Origin of the sequence: Stenotrophomonas terrae (assembly GCF_039674165.1) — a bacterium.
In the GTDB taxonomy this organism is placed as follows: domain Bacteria; phylum Pseudomonadota; class Gammaproteobacteria; order Xanthomonadales; family Xanthomonadaceae; genus Stenotrophomonas; species Stenotrophomonas terrae_A.
On the sequence record NZ_JBDJMY010000063.1, the window covers coordinates 1 to 17384 of the forward strand.

A 17384-nucleotide genomic window follows, 5' to 3' on the forward strand; every position below is an offset into this window, starting at 1 on the left:
GGGAGGCCCGCTTTGCGTCCCGGTCGCCCCCTCTCACTGCTCCCGCCCTGGCCCTTCGCTCTGGGGTGGGTTGGTGAGGGGTAAGCTTTTCGCGCGCTGCCGCAGTTTTAGCTTCGCGGCTTACGCCGCTCCCACAACGCGCCGCTGTAGTGCCGAGCCATGCTCGGCAGGGGCGTTACCGGTAGAACCCATTGCCGAGCATGGCTCGGCACTACCTCTACCTCTGGCTTACTGGATCGACTTGATGGTCAGGTCCAGGGCGTCCTGGCCGTTTTCGCGCTGCAGCAGGCGTGCCGGTACCGGCATGCCGGGGACGATCCACGCGATCTGTTCCTTGTTGCCGTCCACGCGCGACACCTTGGTGGCTTCCTGCTGCTTGCCGGCAATGGTCATGGTTTCCTTGCCGATCACCCGGTAGGTCATCGGCTTGATGCGGCCATCGTCGACCATGCGGTAGTTCAGCGGTTTGCCATCGGTGACGTCGCGGGCGATCGCCAGGTTGATCAGCAAGGCGTCCATGTCGCCGTTCTGCAGGCGGATCGGGCCGGCGCGGTCGGGCTTCACATCGCCGGTCCAGGTGGCCTGGTTGCTGCCCCAGTCATAGCGTGCATCCACCTGCTTGCGCTTGATCAGCACCACTGAACGGTCGTGGCTGCTGAGCGGGCGCAGTTTGCCGCCGTGCTCGTCGAACACGGTCGCCTGGCTCAGGTCGGCCATCGGGTTCTTGATCTGCAGGCTGTAACGCCACTGATTGTTACCGGCCGGAGCGACCGTCATCACACCGTTGGCCTGCATGCCCATGTAGCTGGCCTGGTAATTGGCCGTGAACGGCTCAATCGCCAATGCCGGCAAGCTGGCCGCGGTCAAGGCGGCGGCCGCGAGGAAACGCAGGGGGCTACGGGAATGCTTCATGCTCAGGCTCCTTGATATTCGATCAGGCGCAGGTCGATCTCGTCCTGCCCATCTTTGCGTTGCAGGATGCGCACCGGCGTAGGTACGCCGTTGGCAATCCACAGGATGGTTTCATCATTGCCGCCATTGGTGCGGTAGACCCGCAAGGCGTCATAGCTGAGATCACCCACCTGTACGTTTTCGGTGGTGTCTGCGGCGCGGTACTCGTACTGACGCACACGGCCGACATCGACATAGCGGTACTGCAGGGCCTGGCCCGGTCGCGCATCGCGCATCAGGGACAGGTTCAACAGCAAGGCACTCTGGTCGCCGCGCTGCAACGGGATAGGCCGTTGCCGCTCGTCCTTCAGATCACCCTGCCACTGCGCGGTACCTGCCTGCCAGTTATAGACGCCGGTGACTTTCTTGCTCATGAACAGGGCTTTTTTGACCGTGCTCTGGCTCAGTGGCGTGTAAACGCTGCCTTCGTTGGTGAAGACATTGCTCTGTTCGATGTTCAGGCCGAGCACGCTGGCGAAGCCACGCTTGCCGCGCACCGCCAAGTCCACCCGCCATTGGCTGTCGTTGTTGTGGGTCACGCGCATGGTGGCGTCGCCGGCTTCCTTGCCCTTGTAGAAGGCCTGGTAGGTAGCGACGAAAGGTTCCAGTGCGGGCGGGGTCCACTCCAGCGCCGGCAATGCCGGTGCCACGGGCGCCTGTGCCGGCGCGGGGGCAGGCGTTTCCTGGGCGTGGCTGACCGCTGATACCAGCAGGGCGGTCAACAGCATTGGTTTGAAGAGCGCTATGGCCATGCGAGGAAGAAGGCAGGAGAGAGGGGAGATCATGCCAAACCACACATCAGCAGCATGTGCGGATCAGCGGCGGAGGGTTCCGGCGGAATCTAGGCGCAATGGACTAAACAGGGAATGACCGTCGACCTGAACCACACCGTCCTGTTCAGCCACGCGCCCGCCGACCAGCAGCTGAACGCTGGCCAGCAGCAAGGGGTGTTCGACCGCCAGCACGCGTTTTGCCAGCGTTTCGGCACTGTCTCCCGGCAACACCGGTACACGGGCCTGGGCGATCACCGCGCCGGCATCCAGTTCAGGCACCACGAAATGCACGCTGGCCCCGTGTTCGGCATGGCCGCCTGCAATTGCCTGCGCATGGGTATGCAGGCCTTTGTGCAGCGGCAGCAGCGATGGATGGATATTGATCAGGCGGCCGTTGAAGCGCTGCACGAAGGCAGCGCCGAGGATGCGCATATAGCCGGCACAGAGGATCCAATCCGGCTGGCTGGCAGCCAGCGCATCGGCCAGTGCATCGTCAAAGGCTTCGCGGTCGGCGAAATCCTTGGGGGGGCGCGCCCAGCGCTGCTCCGGCGCGACCTTGTCCAGCGCGGCAGCAGTGGGTTTGTCGGAGAACACGCCGACAATCTGTGCATGAAGCTGGCCTGCGGCAATCGCATCGAGCAGGCATTGCAGGTTGCTGCCGCGCCCGGAGGCAAGCACGGCAAGGCGCGGCAGCTCACTCATGCGCGGGATTTCCGCAGCAGTGGCCACAGCGCCAGGCTGCCGAGGGTAGCCAACAGCATGTCGGCATGCGCATCCCAGATGTCACCCTGCTGGCCGTTGTAGGCTTCGGCCGCTTCCGGCGACAGCGCAAGCGCGATGCCCCATTCCAGCCATTCGTAGGCCAGGCTGCTGCACATGATGGTCATCACCGCCAGCGTGAACGCCTGGCCCAGGCGCAGGGCCGGCCAGCTGTGACGGGCCAGCTGGGTCAGCGCCGGGGTGAAGCAGATGCCGTACAGCAGGTGGATCAGCCGGTCGAAATGATTGCGCTCCCAGCCGAACGCCGCATTCGGCGACCAGCCGAACACGGCCTGCGCCCATTGGTCATACGGGACGTTGGAATAAAGCCAACGTGCGCCGATGCAATGCAGGACGATGAAGCCGCAGATCGCCACGAACGCGCCGCAGCCCAGCTGCCAGCGGCGGTCCACCCACCACAGCGCGAGCAGGCCGACCACGGTCAGCGAGCTGTGCAGGGCCTGTTCCACAGGCCATAGCGGTTTGATCCAGGTAAGCGCGAATACAACAAGCACGCCGATGAAGGCGGCCTTCTTGGCGGCTGTCATGGAGGCGTTGGCTCAGCCGATGTGGACGCGTTCAGCGCCGTTTTCAGCCACCACTTCACCAATCTGCCAATGCGCCAGGCCCAGCGTATCCAGCGTGCCGTTGATGGCGGCCACCTGGTCGGCCGGCACCAGCAGCACGAAACCGATGCCGCAGTTGAAGGTGCGCCACATTTCGCTGTCGGCCACATTGCCTTCGCGCTGCAGCCACTGGAACACCGGCGGCAACGTCCAGCTGCTGGCGTCGATGTTCAGGCCCAGGCCTTCAGGCACCACGCGGATGATGTTTTCGGTCAGGCCGCCGCCGGTGACGTGGGCCATGCCGTGCACGGCCGCGCCGTGGGTCTTGAGCAGCGACAGGATCGGCTTGACGTACAGACGGGTCGGCGCCATCAGCGCATCGACCAGCTTGACGCCGTCTTCCAGCACCAGCTCGGCCGGGCTGCCGGCGCGTTCATAGATGCGGCGTACCAGCGAATAACCGTTGGAGTGCGGGCCGGAGGAGGCAATGCCGATCAGCACGTCACCCAAGGCAACGGCCGAGCCGTCCTTCAGCTCGCTCTTTTCCACGCCGGCGACGGTGAAGCCGGCCAGGTCGTATTCGCCCGGGGCGTACATGTCGGGCATTTCAGCGGTTTCGCCGCCGATCAGCGCGCAACCGGCCTCGGTGCAGCCATTGGCAATGCCGCCGACCACGGCCGCAGCGGTGTCGATGTCGAGCTTGCCGGTGGCGAAATAATCCAGGAAGAACAGCGGTTCAGCACCCTGCACCAGCACGTCGTTGACGCACATGGCGACCAGATCGATGCCGATCGTGTCGTGCCGGCCCAGCTGTTGTGCCAGCTTCAGCTTGGTGCCGACGCCGTCGGTGCCGGACACCAGGACCGGCTCGCGATACTTGTTGGAGAGGTCGAACAAGGCGCCGAAGCCGCCGAGTCCGCCCATCACCTCCGGGCGGAAGCTGCGCTTTACCAGCGGCTTGATGCGCTCGACCAGTTCGTTGCCTGCGTCGATGTCGACACCGGCGTCACGGTAGGTCAGGGGGGAGTTGGCAGAGGTCGAGGGGCTGGTCACGGGCGGCTGCACTGGCGGGGTGAACGGGCGATTTTAACAGGCCACGTTGGCGTGAAGGCCCCATTCGGGCAACAATTCCCTCCGGAATCGTCGAGCAATGGAAATTTCAATGCGCCGCAGCCTGGTCACAATCCTGTTTCTGGCGCTCTGCCTGCCAATTTCACTGGTGCAGGCACAGTCGTCCGGCATGCGTACCGAAGGGGACGTAGCCGGCGCCCGCAGTGCCTATGAGGCCGAAGTGCCGGTCAACAGCCAAAGCGAGGCCGATCGCAGCGGCGGGCTGGCGCGCGCGCTGGGCGCGGTGCTGGCCAAACTGTCGGGCGACCGCAGCGCCTTGGCGCGGCCGGGCGTCGCGCAGGCCCTGCGCAGCGCCAAGGACATGGTCGAGAGCTACGACTACCGCCAGGACCAGAGCGTCAGCGCCAGCGGCGCACCGAGCTTCCGCACCATGCTGGTGGCGCGTTTCCGCCAGGATGACGTCGATGGGCTGGTGGCTGCGCTGGGTTTGCCGGTATGGCCGCAGCCGCGTCCCAAGCCGGTGGTGTGGCTGGCCATCGACGATGGCAGCGGCCCGCGTCTGGTCGGGGTGCCGCAGTCCAATGCGGCGCGGCCCTTGCTGGATCGCGCGGTCGAACGCGGCTTCAAGCTGGGCTTGCCTGCCGGCGGCGCGGCCGAGCAGGCGCTGGTAGGCGCGATCTGGCGCCAGGACACCGCCGCGGTGGCGCGGGCTTCGGCCCGTTATTCGCCGCCGATGCAGCTGGTAGGCAAGTTGTACCGCGGCAAGGGCGGCGGTTGGGTTGCCGATTGGGTGTTTGTCGACAATGGCCGGGAGCTGTCCAAGTGGACCACCAACGACGCCGATGCACGGCGCGCGATGGTGGCTGGCGCCGACGGCGCCGCTGACGCGCTGGTGCGGCGCTATGCAAAGGCCCCGGCAGCGGGCGCTGCAGGCGTCTACCGCATCGTGGTCAGTGGCATCCGTAGCGCCGATGACTATCTGCGACTGGCGGCGACCTTGCAGCGAGTGGCTGTGGTCAAGTCGATCATCCCGATCCAGGCCTCGGGCGACCGTCTGGAGCTGGATGTCGAGCTGATGAGCGGCTTGCCTGGCTTCAACCGCATGCTGGGCAGCGACGCTGCACTGCAGCCGGTGGGTGCGGTAGCCGACGACGATGCCGAAGCAGGCACCGATCAGAGCAGCGGCACCCGCCGCGCGGAGTACCGCATCCGATGAGTACTGATACAGCGGAAATGGAAATCGCGCTGTTTCTGCGCCGCCTCAAATGGGTTGTGTTGACCGCGTTCGGGCTGTGGGTGACCTGGCTGCTGGCGCCGGTGCTGACCCCGTTCGTGGTCGCCTTGATGCTGGCCTGGCTGGGCGATCCGCTGGTGGACCGGCTGGAAGCCAGCGGGCGTTCGCGCAACACCGCGGTGGTGCTGGTATTCGTGCTGATGATCCTGCTGCTGGCCTTGGCGCTGCTGATTCTGGTGCCCTTGATCCAGCGCCAGATCATCACCCTGGTCGCCGCCCTGCCTCAAGGGCAGGAGTGGCTGATGGATACCGCCATTCCGTGGATCGAGCAGAAAACCGGTCTGGAGATCATGGCCTGGCTGGACCCTGGCCGCCTGTTTGACTGGGTACGCAGCCATTGGCAGCAGGCCGGCGGCGTTGCCACCACGTTCTTCGGCTACGTGTCGCGCTCGGGTTTTGCGATGGTGGCCTGGGTGATCAACCTGGCCCTGTTGCCGATCCTGGCGTATTACTTCCTGCGTGACTGGGACAAGTTGGTCGAGCGGGTTGCATCCCTGATCCCGCGCAACCATATCGAAGTGGTGTCGCGGCTGGCGCGTGAGTCCAACGATGTGCTGGGCGCCTTCATCCGCGGGCAGATCGTGGTGATGATCGCCTTGGGCATCGTCTATGCGGCGGGCTTGAGCCTGGTCGGCTTGAACCTGGGGTTGTTGATCGGGCTGATTGCCGGTTTGATCAGCTTCATCCCATACCTGGGCGCAACCACCGGTGTGGTGCTGGCGGTGCTGGCGGCATTGGTGCAGTCGCAGGGTTTTGACCTGCAATTGCTGGTAATGGTGGGTGTTGTCTTCACCGTTGGCCAGCTGTTGGAAAGTTATGTGCTGACGCCGCGCATCGTCGGTGACAAAATTGGCCTGCACCCGGTTGCGGTGATTTTTGCAGTGATGGCAGGCGGTCAGTTGTTTGGATTCCTGGGAATGCTGCTGGCACTGCCAGCGGCGGCGGTGATCAACGTCCTGTTGCGCTATGCGCACCAGCGTTATCGCCAAAGTGAGTTGTACGCCGGCCATGGGCCGACGATTGTCCTGGATCCGCGCAGCATCGAGGTGCCGGCGGATCTGAGCATCGTGTCGAAGGATGTAGAAATTAAGTGAGTGTGCCGCAGTTACCGCTGGCCTTGCGTTACCCGCCAGACCAGCGCTTTGAGACGTTCATCGGTGCACCGGAAGGCGCGCTGGCGCAGCTGCGCGCCGTCGCCAATGGCAGCAGCAAGGATTGGATCTATCTGGTCGGCGCTGGTGCCACCGGCAAGACCCATCTGGCCCTGGCCACCTGCGCCGCTGCGTTGCAGGCCGGGCGACGGCCTGCCTATCTGCCATTGCAGGCGGCAGGCACGCGCCTGCAGGACGCCCTGGAAGCACTGGAAGGGCACGATGTGCTGGCGCTGGACGGACTGGAATACGTTGCCGGCCGCCGCGAACAGGAAGTGACCCTGTTCGAGTTCCACAACCGCGCCCGCGCCGCCGATGTGACCGTTATCTACACCTCGCGGCTGCCGCCCGATGGCCTCGGCCTGGTGCTGCCGGATCTGCGCTCGCGGCTGTCGCAATGCAGCCGCATCACCCTGGAGCCGCTGGATGCCGAAGGCCGTGGCGCAGTGCTGCGCGAGCGTTCGGTGCGTCGTGGGCTGGTGATGGATGAGGCGACGCTGGACTGGTTGCTGACCCGCACCGGCCGCGATCTGAGCGGACTGGTGACCTTGCTGGAAAGGCTGGACCGTGAATCGCTTGCGGCAAAGCGGCGCATTACGGTGCCGTTCCTGAAGCGGGTATTGGAGAACGGGCCGGGCTGATAGCGCGGTTCGGGATCAAATTTTTTGTGGGAACGGTGCAAGTCGCGAAGCTGATGCCGCATCCACAGACAAAAATGCCTGCAATCGCAGGCATTTTTGCATCTGAGGTTTCAGTTGTTTCGCGGCTGACGCCGCTCCCACAAAACTGGCGGGCTGCTTGGGCTTTTGTAGGAGCGGCGTAAGCCGCGAAGCTGGCAATGCAACAACAGCCAGGCTTGCCTGCGATTGCATGCAACGCTGCTTCTGATCCTGCAGTGGCCTCGCGGTTTACACCGCTCCTACAGAGGAACGCGCCGGCTGTTGTAGGAGCGGCGTAAGCCGCGAAGCTGGCAATGCAACAGCAACCAGTCTTGCCTGCGATTGCATGCAACGCTGTTTCTGATTCTGCAGTGGCTTCGCGGTTTACACCGCTCCCACAAAGGAAGGAACGCGCGGGCTTTTGTAGGAGCGGCGTAAGCCGCGAAGCTGGCAATGCAACAGCAGCCAGGCTTGCTTGCGATTGCAGGCAACGCTGTTTCTGATCCTGCAGTGGCTTCGCGGTTTACACCGCTCCCACAAAGGAGCGCGCTGGCTGTTGTAGGAGCGGCGTAAGCCGCGAAGCTGGCAATGCAACAGCAGCCAGTCTTGCCTGCGATTGCACATGCGACGCTGTTTCTGATCCTGCAGTGGCTTCGCGGTTTACACCGCTCCCACAAAGGAGCGCGCTGGCTGTTGTGGGAGCGGCATCAGCCGCGAAGCTGGCGCCGCATCCGCAAACAAAGATGCCTGCAATTGCAGGCATCTCTGGGTCGGAACCTTCGCTGGCTTCGCGGCTTATGCCGCTCCTACAAAAGCTGGTTTTCCAGCTGCTGCAGGCGCTCGGGGGTGCCTACGTCGGTCCAGCGGCCTTGGTGATACTGGCCGCTGATGCTTTTGCTGGCCATCGCGGCACGCAGCAAGGGCGCCAGTTTGAAGCGTGGCGGGGTTTCCGCGCTGCCGTCTGCATCGCCAATCACTGATTGCCAGCCCTGCAGCAACTGCGGCCGGTACACGCCGATACCGGCAAAGGTCAGGCGCGCTTGTTCGCCGCTGTCGTGCAGCTGCCCATCGGCGCTCAAGACGAAATCACCACGCGGGTGCTGCACGGGGTTGTCGACCATGACCAGATGCGCGTTGCCCTTCGGCTCCAGCGGCAACGTAGCAAAATCAAAATCACTCCAGATATCACCGTTGATCGCCAGGAAGGGCGCATCGCCAAGCAGTGGCAAGGCGTTGTGCATGCCGCCACCGGTTTCCAGCGGCACCGGGCCTTCGTGCAGATAATGCAGGCGCAGGTTCCAGCGACTGCCATCGCCCAATCGCTCGGGGAACTGTGCGGCCAACCAACTGGTGTTGATCACTACATCGTTGATGCCCAACGCAGCCAGGCGCTGCAGATGCCATTCGATCAACGGCACACCGGCCACCGGCAACAGCGGCTTGGGCGTGTGATCGGTGAGCGGGCGCATGCGCTCGCCGAGCCCGGCGGCAAAGATCAAGGCCTTCATGCTGGAGCCTTGGCGGCCATCGCCGGCTTGAAGCGCCGCTCGAACAACTCCTGCAACGGTGCCAGCTCCGGATAGCGCGGCAGCACTTCATCCAGATAGCGGATGAAACGCGGTGCGTCCTCGAAGTAATGGCCCTTGCCGTCTCGGTCACGCAGGCGCACGAAGATGCCGAGGATTTTCAGATGACGCTGCACGCCCATCCAGTCTGCATCGCGCAGGAACTGCGGCCATGGCCGCAGCGGCAGGCCGGCAGCGCTGGCCTTGGCGTGATAGCGCGCAAGCCAGGCGTCGACTTTCTCCAGCGGCCAACTCAGGAAGGCGTCCTTGAACAGACTGGCCGGGTCGTAGGCGATCGGCCCGCTTACCAGGTCCTGGAAATCCAGCACCGCCGGACCATCGTCGACCGGCATCAGGTTGCGCGGCATGAAATCGCGATGGGTCAGCACCTGCGGTTGGTTCAGGGCATTGTCCATCAAGCGCCGCTGCACCAGCTGCAGCTGCTCGCTTTCGCCGCAGTCCAGCTGCAGGCCCAGATGACGCTGCACGAACCAATCTTCAAACAGCCCCGCATCGCGTTGCAGCAGCGCTTCGCCGAATGTGCCCATGCCTTCGGGGACGGGAATCGATTGCAGCCGGATCAGCTGCGCGAAGCTGGCCTCGAACCACGCATCGGCCGTGTCATCGGTGATGAAGCGGGCGAGGGTGGGGCCGCCCAGGTCTTCCAGCAACAGGAAGCCGTTGTCGAGATCGCGCGCCAATACCTGCGGCACGCGCACGCTGTTGGTCTCCAACAGGTCGTGCATGCGCAGCCACGGGCGCACATCTTCCAGGCCCGGCGGCGAATCCATCACGATGTGGCTGCCGCGCGTGCTGGTGGTTCGCCAGTAGCTGCGGAAGCCGGCATCGACCGATGCGCGTTCCAGGGTGGAGGCGGGGTCGCCGAGCGCGGCGGCTGCCCACTGCCGGCGTTGTTCGGTGCGCAGTGGATCGGAAGCGGGATCGTTCATGGACGCTACAAAGTTGCGGCGCCCGCAGGCGCCGTTGGATGGAAATCAGCGCTTCTTGCCGCCGCTGATCAAACGCAGCAGCGCCAGCAGCGCAATCGCGCCGATGATGGCGCCGACGAAGCCGGCCGGCTGTCCTGCCGAATACCAGCCCATCTCACGCCCGAACCAGCCGGCGAATACCGCCCCGGCCACGCCGAGCACGATGGTCAGCAGGCAGCCCATGCGGTTGTTGCCGGGCATGAAGAAGCGCCCCAGCAGGCCGACGAAGAAACCGATCAGGATGATGTACAGCCAGCTGTCGCTGCCAAACAATCCACTCATGTTCTGGTCCTTGGCAAATAAAAACGCAGCCTAGCAAGGCCAGGCTGCGTTCGTCATCCAACCGTCAAACGACAGACGATCAGCAGCAGCCGTGGCCGCCGTGACGGGTACCGCTGTCGGCGGCTACCGGCGAACCGCTGGTCTCACCGCGCAGGCTGGCGGCGTGGTGGTCGAACAGCACCTTGGACACGCAGGAAGTAACGCGCTTGCCCATCGGGATGTGCAGGAACTCGTTCGGACCATGGGCATTGGAATGCGGGCCGAGCACACCGGTGATCATGAACTGCGCACCCGGGAACTTCTCACCCAGCATGCCCATGAACGGGATCGAGCCACCTTCACCCATATACATGGCCGGCTTGCCGAAGAAGGCCTGGCTGGCGGCGTCGATGGACTGCTCCAGCCAGGGGGCCATGGCCGGGGCGTTCCAGCCGGTGGAGGCCTTTTCCAGGTCCAGGCTGACGTGGGCGCCGTTCGGCGGATCACGCAGCAGGGCTTCCTTCAGCAGCTCGCCGCAGACCTTGCCATTGGCGGTCGGCGGCAGGCGCAGCGACAGCTTCACCGAGGTTTCCGGGCGCAGCACGTTGCCGGCCGATTCCAGCGGCGGCATGCCGCCGATGCCGGTGACCGACAGCGCCGGGCGCCAGGTGCGGTTGAGCACCAGCTCGGTCAGCTCCTCGCTCATCGGCTTGAGGCCGTCGACCAGCGGGAACTTGTCGAAGATGGCGGTATCGACCACGTCGGCAGCGCGCTTGGCCTGTTCCAGGCGCTCGGCTGGCACTTCGGTGTGCAGGCCTTCGAGCAGGATGCGGCCGGTCTTCTCGTCCTCGATGCGCGACAGCAGCTGGCGCAGCAGGCGGAAGCTGGACGGCACCACGCCGGAGGCATCGCCGGAGTGCACGCCTTCGTTGAGCACCTTGACCGTGAAGTTGCCGCCGGTCAGGCCGCGCAGCGAGGTGGTGCACCACAGCTGGTCGTAGTTGGCGCAGCCGGAATCCAGGCAGACCACCAGCGACGGCTGGCCGATACGGTCGGCCAGGTGGTCGACGTAGGCCGGCAGGTCGTAGGAACCGGATTCTTCGCAGGCTTCGATCAGGATCACGCAACGGGCGTGCGGCAGGCCCTGCTCCTGCAGTGCCAGCACCGCAGCCAGCGAACCGAAGATGGCATAACCGTCATCGGCGCCACCGCGGCCGTACAGCTTGTCACCGCGCAGCACCGGCTTCCACGGGCCGAGGTCGTCGTCCCAACCGGTCATTTCCGGCTGCTTGTCCAGGTGGCCATAGAGCAGCACGGTGTCGTCGCCGGTTTCCGGGCCGGTGGCCGGGATTTCCAGGAACAGCAGCGGGGTGCGGCCTTCAAGGCGCACCACCTCGACCTGCAGGCCGGGGATGGTCTGCGCCTTGGCCCAGCTCTCCATCAGATTCACGGCCTGATCCATATAGCCGTTGGCGACCCAATTGGCGTCGAACATCGGCGACTTGTTGGGGATACGGATGTAATCGACCAGTTGCGGGACGATGTCGTTGTCCCACTTGTCGCTTAGAAATTGGCCGATTTTGGCGCTGTCCATCTGGATCTCCGGTAGAAATGTCAGGTGTAACCATTCTACGCCGCTCCCTTGTTCTGCGGGCTTGCGACGGTTTCATCAGTAAATTTTGTAGGACTTTTCCTACAAGAGCCCGGGGGGTTGGCTGGCTGCCTGCCCGGCGTGCTGCGGATATTCTAGGTTCATGTGGCGCGGGACACTGATTCGGCCGGCGGGATAGCCGCCAATCAGCCAACAAGCCACAAGGAGTACAGCGATGAAGCTTTTTACCGTGACGCTGCAGTCTCTGATTCTTGCATTGTTATTGACGCTTACGGCTCAGGCCAAGGACAAGCTCGATATCAATACCGCCTCTGCGGCGGAGCTGAATCAGGCGCTGGTGAACGTTGGCCCTTCCAAGGCGCAGGCGATCATCGAGCACCGACAGGCCAACGGACCGTTCAAAAGTGTCGAGGAACTGGCACTGGTGAAGGGAATCGGATTGAAGACGGTCGAAAGGAATCGTGACCTGATCGAGGCAAGGGCCGGAGCTGCCCCTGCCAAGAAAGCTGCCGGGACGGTAGCTGTGCAGCCGGTTGAGAGGCGCTGAGCGGAAGGAATCGGATAGTGACCCGTCAGGAAGGCGGATCACCGGGAACCCAAGAAGGGCAGGATGCTGGGGGCTGGCAGGATGCCAACAAGGATGTGAGGTCGTCCGGTGTTGCACAGTGACGTGCAGCCGGGCGATTTTTCTGTCTGTGCTCTTTGGAAACGGCAAGGCCCGGGGAAACCCGGGCCTTGCTGGTTTCTGGGCGTTGAGCTGGAAAATGGGATTGGGGATTGGGGATCCGCGATCCGGGATCCGGGATCCGGGATCCGGAAAAGCCGGGATTCGGACCTTGCGACTCGGCTGCCCGGCTGCCCGGCTGCTGCTGGGGCTGCGGTTGTTTGTAGGAGCGGCGTGAGCCGCGAAGCTGGTAGTGCCGAGGCGATTGGCAGCTGGGCGATCTGATTTTGTATCTGCTTCGCGGCTGATGCCGCTCCTTCAAAAAGCCCGTCCGCCCGGTCAATGTGGTCTGGGCGCGCTGCGCTTAGCCGAGCTGCGGTTGTTTGTAGGAGCGGCGTGAGCCGCGAAGCTGGTAGTGCCGAGGCGGCTGGCTGCTGAGCGATCTGATTTTGTATCTGCCTCGCGGCTAATGCCGCTCCTACAAAAAGCCCGTTCGCGCGGTCAATGTGGCCTGGGCGCGCTGCGCTTAGCCGGAGTACGGATTGCTTGTGGGAGCGGCGTGAGCCGCGAAGCTGGTGGTGCCGAGTGGCTTGGCAGCTGGGCGATCTGATTTTGTATCTGCTTCGCGGCTGATGCCGCTCCTACAAAAAGCCCGTTCGCGCGGTCAATGTGGCCTGGGCGCGCTGCGCTTACCCGGGGCTGCGGTTGTTTGTAGGAGTGGCGTCAGCCGCGAAGCTGGTGGTGTCGAGGCGATCGGCAGCTGAGCGATCTGATTTCGTATCTGCTTCGCGGCTGACGCCGCTCCCACAAAAAGCCAGCCCGCGCGGTCAATCAAAAACCAGTCTTTGCGCGGTCTATTCACCCCGGGTTGATTCGGCTGCGAAACCGCCTCGCGGTGGACTGCCCCGGCTTTGCGCCGGGGCGAGCCGCTGCTTAAACCAGGCCGGTGGCGTAGTACACGCCGATGATCGCGAATACCGCCAAGGTCTTGATGACGGTGATGGCGAAGATGTCCTTGTAGGACTGGCGGTGGGTGAGGCCGGTTACCGCCAGCACGGTGATCACCGCGCCGTTATGCGGAAGCGTGTCCATGCCGCCGGAGGCCATCGCGGCGACCCGGTGCAGCACTTCCATCGGAATCCCCGCCGCCTGTGCATTGGCGATGAAGCTGTCGGCCATGGCGGCCAGCGCGATGCTCATGCCACCGGAGGCCGAGCCGGTGATGCCGGCCATGGCAGTCACCGAAACCGCTTCGTTGACCAGCGGATTGGGGATCGAGCCAAGCGCATTGGCTACCACCAGGAAGCCGGGCAGGGCAGCAATCACCGCGCCGAAGCCGTATTCGGAGGCTGTGTTCATCGACGCCAGCATGGCGCCGCCGATGGCCGATTTGGTGCCCTCGGCGAACGAGGCCACCACCGGTTTCCAGGCAAAGGCGATGACGCTGAGGATGCCCAGCAGCAACGCGCCCTGCACCGCCCAGATCGCCCCCAGCTTCGACACTTCCTGCACCACGGGCGCCGGGTTGCCGATCACGGCCGGTATGAACGACTGGGTTTCACCGTAGAAGCCGGGGATCCAGCGGGTGAGCAGGTAGTTGGCGACGCCGACCAGAATCAGTGGCGCGATCGCGATCAAGGGATGCGCCAGGTTCTGGCCCTGGAACGGTTCCGGCTCGTTGCGCAGTTCTTCGTTGGTACTGGCATAGCCTTCGCCATTGCGTACGGCCACGCGGCGTCGCCATTCCAGATAGCTCATGCCCAGGATCAGGATCACCACCGTGCCGATCACGCCCAGCCACGGCGCAGCCCAGCTGTTGGTGCCGAAGAACGCCGACGGAATGATGTTCTGGATCTGCGGGGTGCCCGGCAGCGCGTCCATGGTGAAGGTGAAGGCGCCCAGTGCGATGGTGCCCGGTATCAGGCGCTTGGGGATGTTGCTCTGGCGGAACAACTCGGCGGCGAACGGGTAGACCGCAAACACCACCACGAACAGCGATACGCCGCCGTAAGTTAGCAGGGCGCAGACCAGCACGATCGACAGCATCGCGCGCTTGGCGCCCACCAGTTTGATGGTGGCGCTGACGATGGACTTGGAAAAGCCCGATACCTCGATCAACTTGCCGAACACCGCGCCCAGCACGAAGACCGGGAAATACAGCTTCAGGAAGCCGACCATCTTGTCCATGAACAAGCCGGTGAACATCGGCTGCACCAGGGTCGGGTCGGTCAGCAGCACCGCGCCCAGCGCCGCCACCGGCGCGAACAGGATCACGCTGTAGCCGCGGTAGGCGACAAACATCAGGAAGCACAGGGCCGCCAATACGATCAGAAACGACATTCAGGGCTCCCGGCCAATACACAGTGCCGGCGAGTATCAGCACCGCGGGCGGTCCGGCCCACTGTACGAAGGGACTATACGCGGCGAGCTAACGCTCCTTTAACGTGCGCTCCATGGCGGCACTCGTATGCCGCTACGTCATACCCGGGAGGAGGGAGACCAATGAAGCGCAAGTATCTGAGTATCGCCATCGGTGGCATTCTGTTGGCGCCTGCTGCATTCGTGCAGGCGCAGGAGCAGCAGGCAGTGCCGGCCGGCACCCAGGCCACGCAGCTGGACGAAGTGACCGTAACCGCACGCCGCCGCACCGAGTCCATCCAGGACGTGCCGGTGGCGGTCAGCGCCTTCGGCGAGGAGCAGATCAAGGATCTGCAGGCCTCGACCGTGGAAGGCCTGCAGGGCGCCGTGCCCAACATGAACATCGCCCAGGGCCGTGGTTCGGCCAATAGCGTCAACGTCTTCATCCGCGGCATCGGCCAGCCCGACGCGCTGCAGACCTTCGACCCGGGCGTGGGCATGTATGTCGATGACGTGTACTACTCGCGCATCAATGGCGCACTGTTCTCGCTGTTCGACATCCAGCAGCTGGAAGTGCTGCGCGGCCCGCAGGGCACGCTGTACGGCAAGAATTCCACCGGCGGCGCGATCAAGCTGACCACCAAGAACCCCTTCGACAATGAAGGCGGCGCGGTGGAAGTGACTGCCGGCGACTACGGTCGCCTGGAAGGCCGCTTCTATGTCTCGGGCAAGCTCAGCGATACGCTGGCCGGCAGCATCGCCGGTGCCAAGATCACCAATGACGGCTACGTCAAGGATGCGGTCACCGGCAAGCGCTACAACGACGACGACACCGAAGCCCTGCGCATGAAGCTGGCCTACAAGCCGACTGATAATTTCAGTGCGGTGTTGTCGCTGGATACCACCAAGCAGGATGCAGCGCTGACCCTGGGCCGGCCGATGGCGCCGTTGCTGCAGACCAGCCTGGCACCGGCTGGCGTGATCGTGCTGCAGCCGGGTGAAACCGGTGAGTGGAACCGCCGCGCACAGACCTCGTTCAAGGACGGCGAAGGCCAGTACCTGAAGCATTCCGGTGCATCGCTGGCGATGGAATGGGAGATCAACGAGCAGTTCATGCTCAAGAGCATCAGCTCCTACCGTAAGCTCAAGACCAAGTCGTATATCGACATCGACGCTTCCGAATACGAGCTGGGCGATGTGCTGGTGGCACTGGACCAGAACCAGAAGAGCCAGGAATTCCAGCTGCATTACGACAACGGCTCCAACCTGCACGCCACCTTTGGCGCGTACTACATGAAGGAGAACGTGCCTTCGTACCAGGAAGCCTATGCCGATGATCTGTTCTCGTTCATGGGCGCGGGTGTGCCGTTCCTGCGCACCATCGACGATGACCTGACCACCACTTCGGTCGCTGCGTTCGCCCACGTCAACTGGGAGTTCGTACCGACCTGGACCGTGGCGGCCGGCGTGCGCTGGACCAAGGACAAGAAGGACTACGACCGCACCACCAGCACGTTCTGGGGTGCGCCGTTCACCGCTTTGAACGGCACGGTTGCCTTCGATGCGAAGGCCTCGTGGACCGCGGTGACGCCGTCCATCAGCCTGCAGAAGGAATTCAGCGATAACCTGATGGGCTATGTGTCGGCCAACCGTGGCTTCAAGTCCGGTGGCTTCAACGGCCGTGCCAACACGGTGTACGACACCGAGCACGCCAAGTTCGATCCCGAGCACGTATGGACCTACGAGCTTGGCCTGAAGGGCAGCAGCGCTGACCACCGCATGCGCGGTACCGCGACTGCGTTCTACAGCAATTACAGCGATTTCCAGGCCCGTGTTTCGCAGGACGTGGGCACCTTCCCGGTGTTGAACGCGGCCAAGCTCAACATCAAGGGCATCGAGCTGGAAGGCAGCGCACTGCTGGGCGAGGCCACCACGCTGAGCGCGCAGTTGGGCTGGATGGACGCCAAGTACGACAGCTTCGAGGACTTCCGCCTTGATCCGTCCTACGCCGGCTACGACCCGAGCGTGAACCACGACCACGTGCCGTTCTCGCCGGATTGGACCGCTCGTGTGGCCCTGCAGCATGTGTTCTCGCTGGGCGACAACGGCAGCCTGACCTTTGGCGGCGACGTGTCCTATCGCGGCGACACCTGGTTGTCGGTGGACAACCGCAAGGTGCTGAGCCAGGACGCTTACACCCTGGTGGGCGCCTACGGCGTATGGGATTCGTCGCAGCTGACCTGGCAGGTCCGCGCCGGCGTGCGCAACCTGACCGACAAGCAGTACAAGACCGAAGGCCAGGAATTTGCCAGCGTCGGCAACATCCAGACCGCGTATTACGGTCTGCCGCGCAACTGGTATGTATCGGTGCGTTACAACTTCTGATGATGGCGCCGGCGACGGCTAGCTGACAGGAAGGCAAAACAGCCCTTTCCCGCATTGCGGGGGAGGGTTTTTGCGTTGCGGCTGGTGCTCAGGTTGTTGCTGTTGCTGTGGCTGTTGCTGTTGCTATGGCTATGGCTGTGGCTGTGGCTGTGGCTGTGGCTGTGGCTATGGCCTTGGTTGTTGCTGTTGCTGTTGCTGTTGCTGTGGCTGTGGCTGTGGCCTTGGCTGTTGCTGTTGCTGTGGCTTCGGCTGTCGCTTGTGCAGCTGCTTTTGCCGTTGCCGTTGCTTGAAGCCCCTCTCCCGCCTGCGGGAGAGGGGTTGGGGTG

17 protein-coding genes are annotated in these 17384 nt (G+C 63.8%); 6 read left to right on the top strand and 11 right to left on the bottom strand.

The annotated features are described in order from the left end of the window. Positions 1-228: 228 nt before the first annotated feature. The 5 genes from ABE493_RS18145 to purM all read right to left on the bottom strand — a co-directional run bounded on the left by ABE493_RS18145 (position 229) and on the right by purM (position 4102). Positions 229-912, bottom strand: a complete 684-nt coding sequence (locus ABE493_RS18145) for a DUF3108 domain-containing protein (protein WP_346500564.1) — start codon at positions 910-912, stop codon at positions 229-231. A gap of 2 nt (positions 913-914) precedes the next feature. Then, a complete protein-coding gene (locus ABE493_RS18150; RefSeq protein ID WP_346500566.1) occupies positions 915-1703 on the bottom strand; it encodes a DUF3108 domain-containing protein in 789 nt (262 codons plus the stop codon). A 63-nt stretch (positions 1704-1766) separates the two neighbouring features. Then, positions 1767-2426 (bottom strand): phosphoribosylglycinamide formyltransferase, encoded by a 660-nt coding sequence (purN, locus tag ABE493_RS18155; RefSeq protein ID WP_346500568.1) that lies wholly within the window; start codon positions 2424-2426, stop codon positions 1767-1769. Further along, positions 2423-3031 (bottom strand): DUF2238 domain-containing protein, encoded by a 609-nt coding sequence (locus ABE493_RS18160; protein WP_346500570.1) that lies wholly within the window; start codon positions 3029-3031, stop codon positions 2423-2425. The genes purN and ABE493_RS18160 overlap by 4 nt, the downstream gene beginning before the upstream one ends. A gap of 12 nt (positions 3032-3043) precedes the next feature. Continuing rightward, on the bottom strand, positions 3044-4102 hold the full coding sequence (gene purM, locus ABE493_RS18165) for a phosphoribosylformylglycinamidine cyclo-ligase (protein ID WP_346500572.1): 1059 nt from the start codon (positions 4100-4102) through the stop codon (positions 3044-3046). Positions 4103-4199: 97 nt separating this feature from the next. On the opposite strand from purM, the gene ABE493_RS18170 reads away from it, so the two are divergent. From ABE493_RS18170 to hda, 3 genes are read left to right on the top strand one after another with little or no spacing between them, the layout of a single operon-like run. Then, positions 4200-5336: a DUF2066 domain-containing protein gene (locus tag ABE493_RS18170; RefSeq protein ID WP_346500574.1), complete on the top strand. Its 1137-nt coding sequence runs from the start codon at positions 4200-4202 to the stop codon at positions 5334-5336. Then, on the top strand, positions 5333-6508 hold the full coding sequence (locus ABE493_RS18175) for an AI-2E family transporter (RefSeq protein ID WP_430980815.1): 1176 nt from the start codon (positions 5333-5335) through the stop codon (positions 6506-6508). The genes ABE493_RS18170 and ABE493_RS18175 overlap by 4 nt, the downstream gene beginning before the upstream one ends. Further along, on the top strand, positions 6505-7206 hold the full coding sequence (hda, locus tag ABE493_RS18180; RefSeq protein WP_346500576.1) for a DnaA regulatory inactivator Hda: 702 nt from the start codon (positions 6505-6507) through the stop codon (positions 7204-7206). Before ABE493_RS18175 ends, hda begins: the two co-directional genes overlap by 4 nt. A 15-nt stretch (positions 7207-7221) precedes the next feature. Here the strand turns inward: hda and ABE493_RS18185 are convergent, their stop codons facing one another. The 5 genes from ABE493_RS18185 to ABE493_RS18205 form a co-directional block, all read right to left on the bottom strand. After that, positions 7222-7437: a hypothetical protein gene (locus ABE493_RS18185; protein WP_346500578.1), complete on the bottom strand. Its 216-nt coding sequence runs from the start codon at positions 7435-7437 to the stop codon at positions 7222-7224. Between the two features lie 593 nt (positions 7438-8030). Next, positions 8031-8732: an N-acetylmuramate alpha-1-phosphate uridylyltransferase MurU gene (gene murU, locus ABE493_RS18190; protein WP_346500580.1), complete on the bottom strand. Its 702-nt coding sequence runs from the start codon at positions 8730-8732 to the stop codon at positions 8031-8033. Beyond that, positions 8729-9739, bottom strand: coding sequence for an aminoglycoside phosphotransferase family protein (locus ABE493_RS18195; RefSeq protein WP_346500582.1), 1011 nt, complete (start codon positions 9737-9739; stop codon positions 8729-8731). Before ABE493_RS18195 ends, murU begins: the two co-directional genes overlap by 4 nt. A 45-nt stretch (positions 9740-9784) precedes the next feature. Next, a complete protein-coding gene (locus tag ABE493_RS18200) occupies positions 9785-10060 on the bottom strand; it encodes a GlsB/YeaQ/YmgE family stress response membrane protein (RefSeq protein ID WP_346500584.1) in 276 nt (91 codons plus the stop codon). Positions 10061-10139: 79 nt separating this feature from the next. Further along, positions 10140-11633 (bottom strand): M20 family metallopeptidase, encoded by a 1494-nt coding sequence (locus ABE493_RS18205; protein ID WP_346500586.1) that lies wholly within the window; start codon positions 11631-11633, stop codon positions 10140-10142. Between the two features lie 232 nt (positions 11634-11865). Here ABE493_RS18205 and ABE493_RS18210 point away from each other — a divergent pair, with 232 nt between their 5' ends. Next, the gene (locus ABE493_RS18210) at positions 11866-12198 is read left to right on the top strand and encodes a ComEA family DNA-binding protein (protein ID WP_346500588.1); all 333 of its coding nucleotides are present in this window, start codon (positions 11866-11868) and stop codon (positions 12196-12198) included. A gap of 1050 nt (positions 12199-13248) precedes the next feature. Here ABE493_RS18210 and ABE493_RS18215 read toward each other — a convergent pair. Beyond that, a complete protein-coding gene (locus ABE493_RS18215; RefSeq protein WP_346500590.1) occupies positions 13249-14655 on the bottom strand; it encodes a GntP family permease in 1407 nt (468 codons plus the stop codon). 162 nt (positions 14656-14817) lie between these two features. Here ABE493_RS18215 and ABE493_RS18220 point away from each other — a divergent pair, with 162 nt between their 5' ends. Together ABE493_RS18220 and ABE493_RS18225 are read left to right on the top strand one after the other, a co-directional pair. After that, positions 14818-17058 carry a TonB-dependent receptor gene (locus tag ABE493_RS18220; protein WP_346500592.1) on the top strand — a complete coding sequence of 747 codons (2241 nt, stop codon included), beginning with the start codon at positions 14818-14820 and terminating at the stop codon, positions 17056-17058. A gap of 84 nt (positions 17059-17142) precedes the next feature. Beyond that, positions 17143-17384: hypothetical protein (locus ABE493_RS18225; protein ID WP_346500594.1), on the top strand; the 242-nt coding region annotated here is incomplete at its 3' end.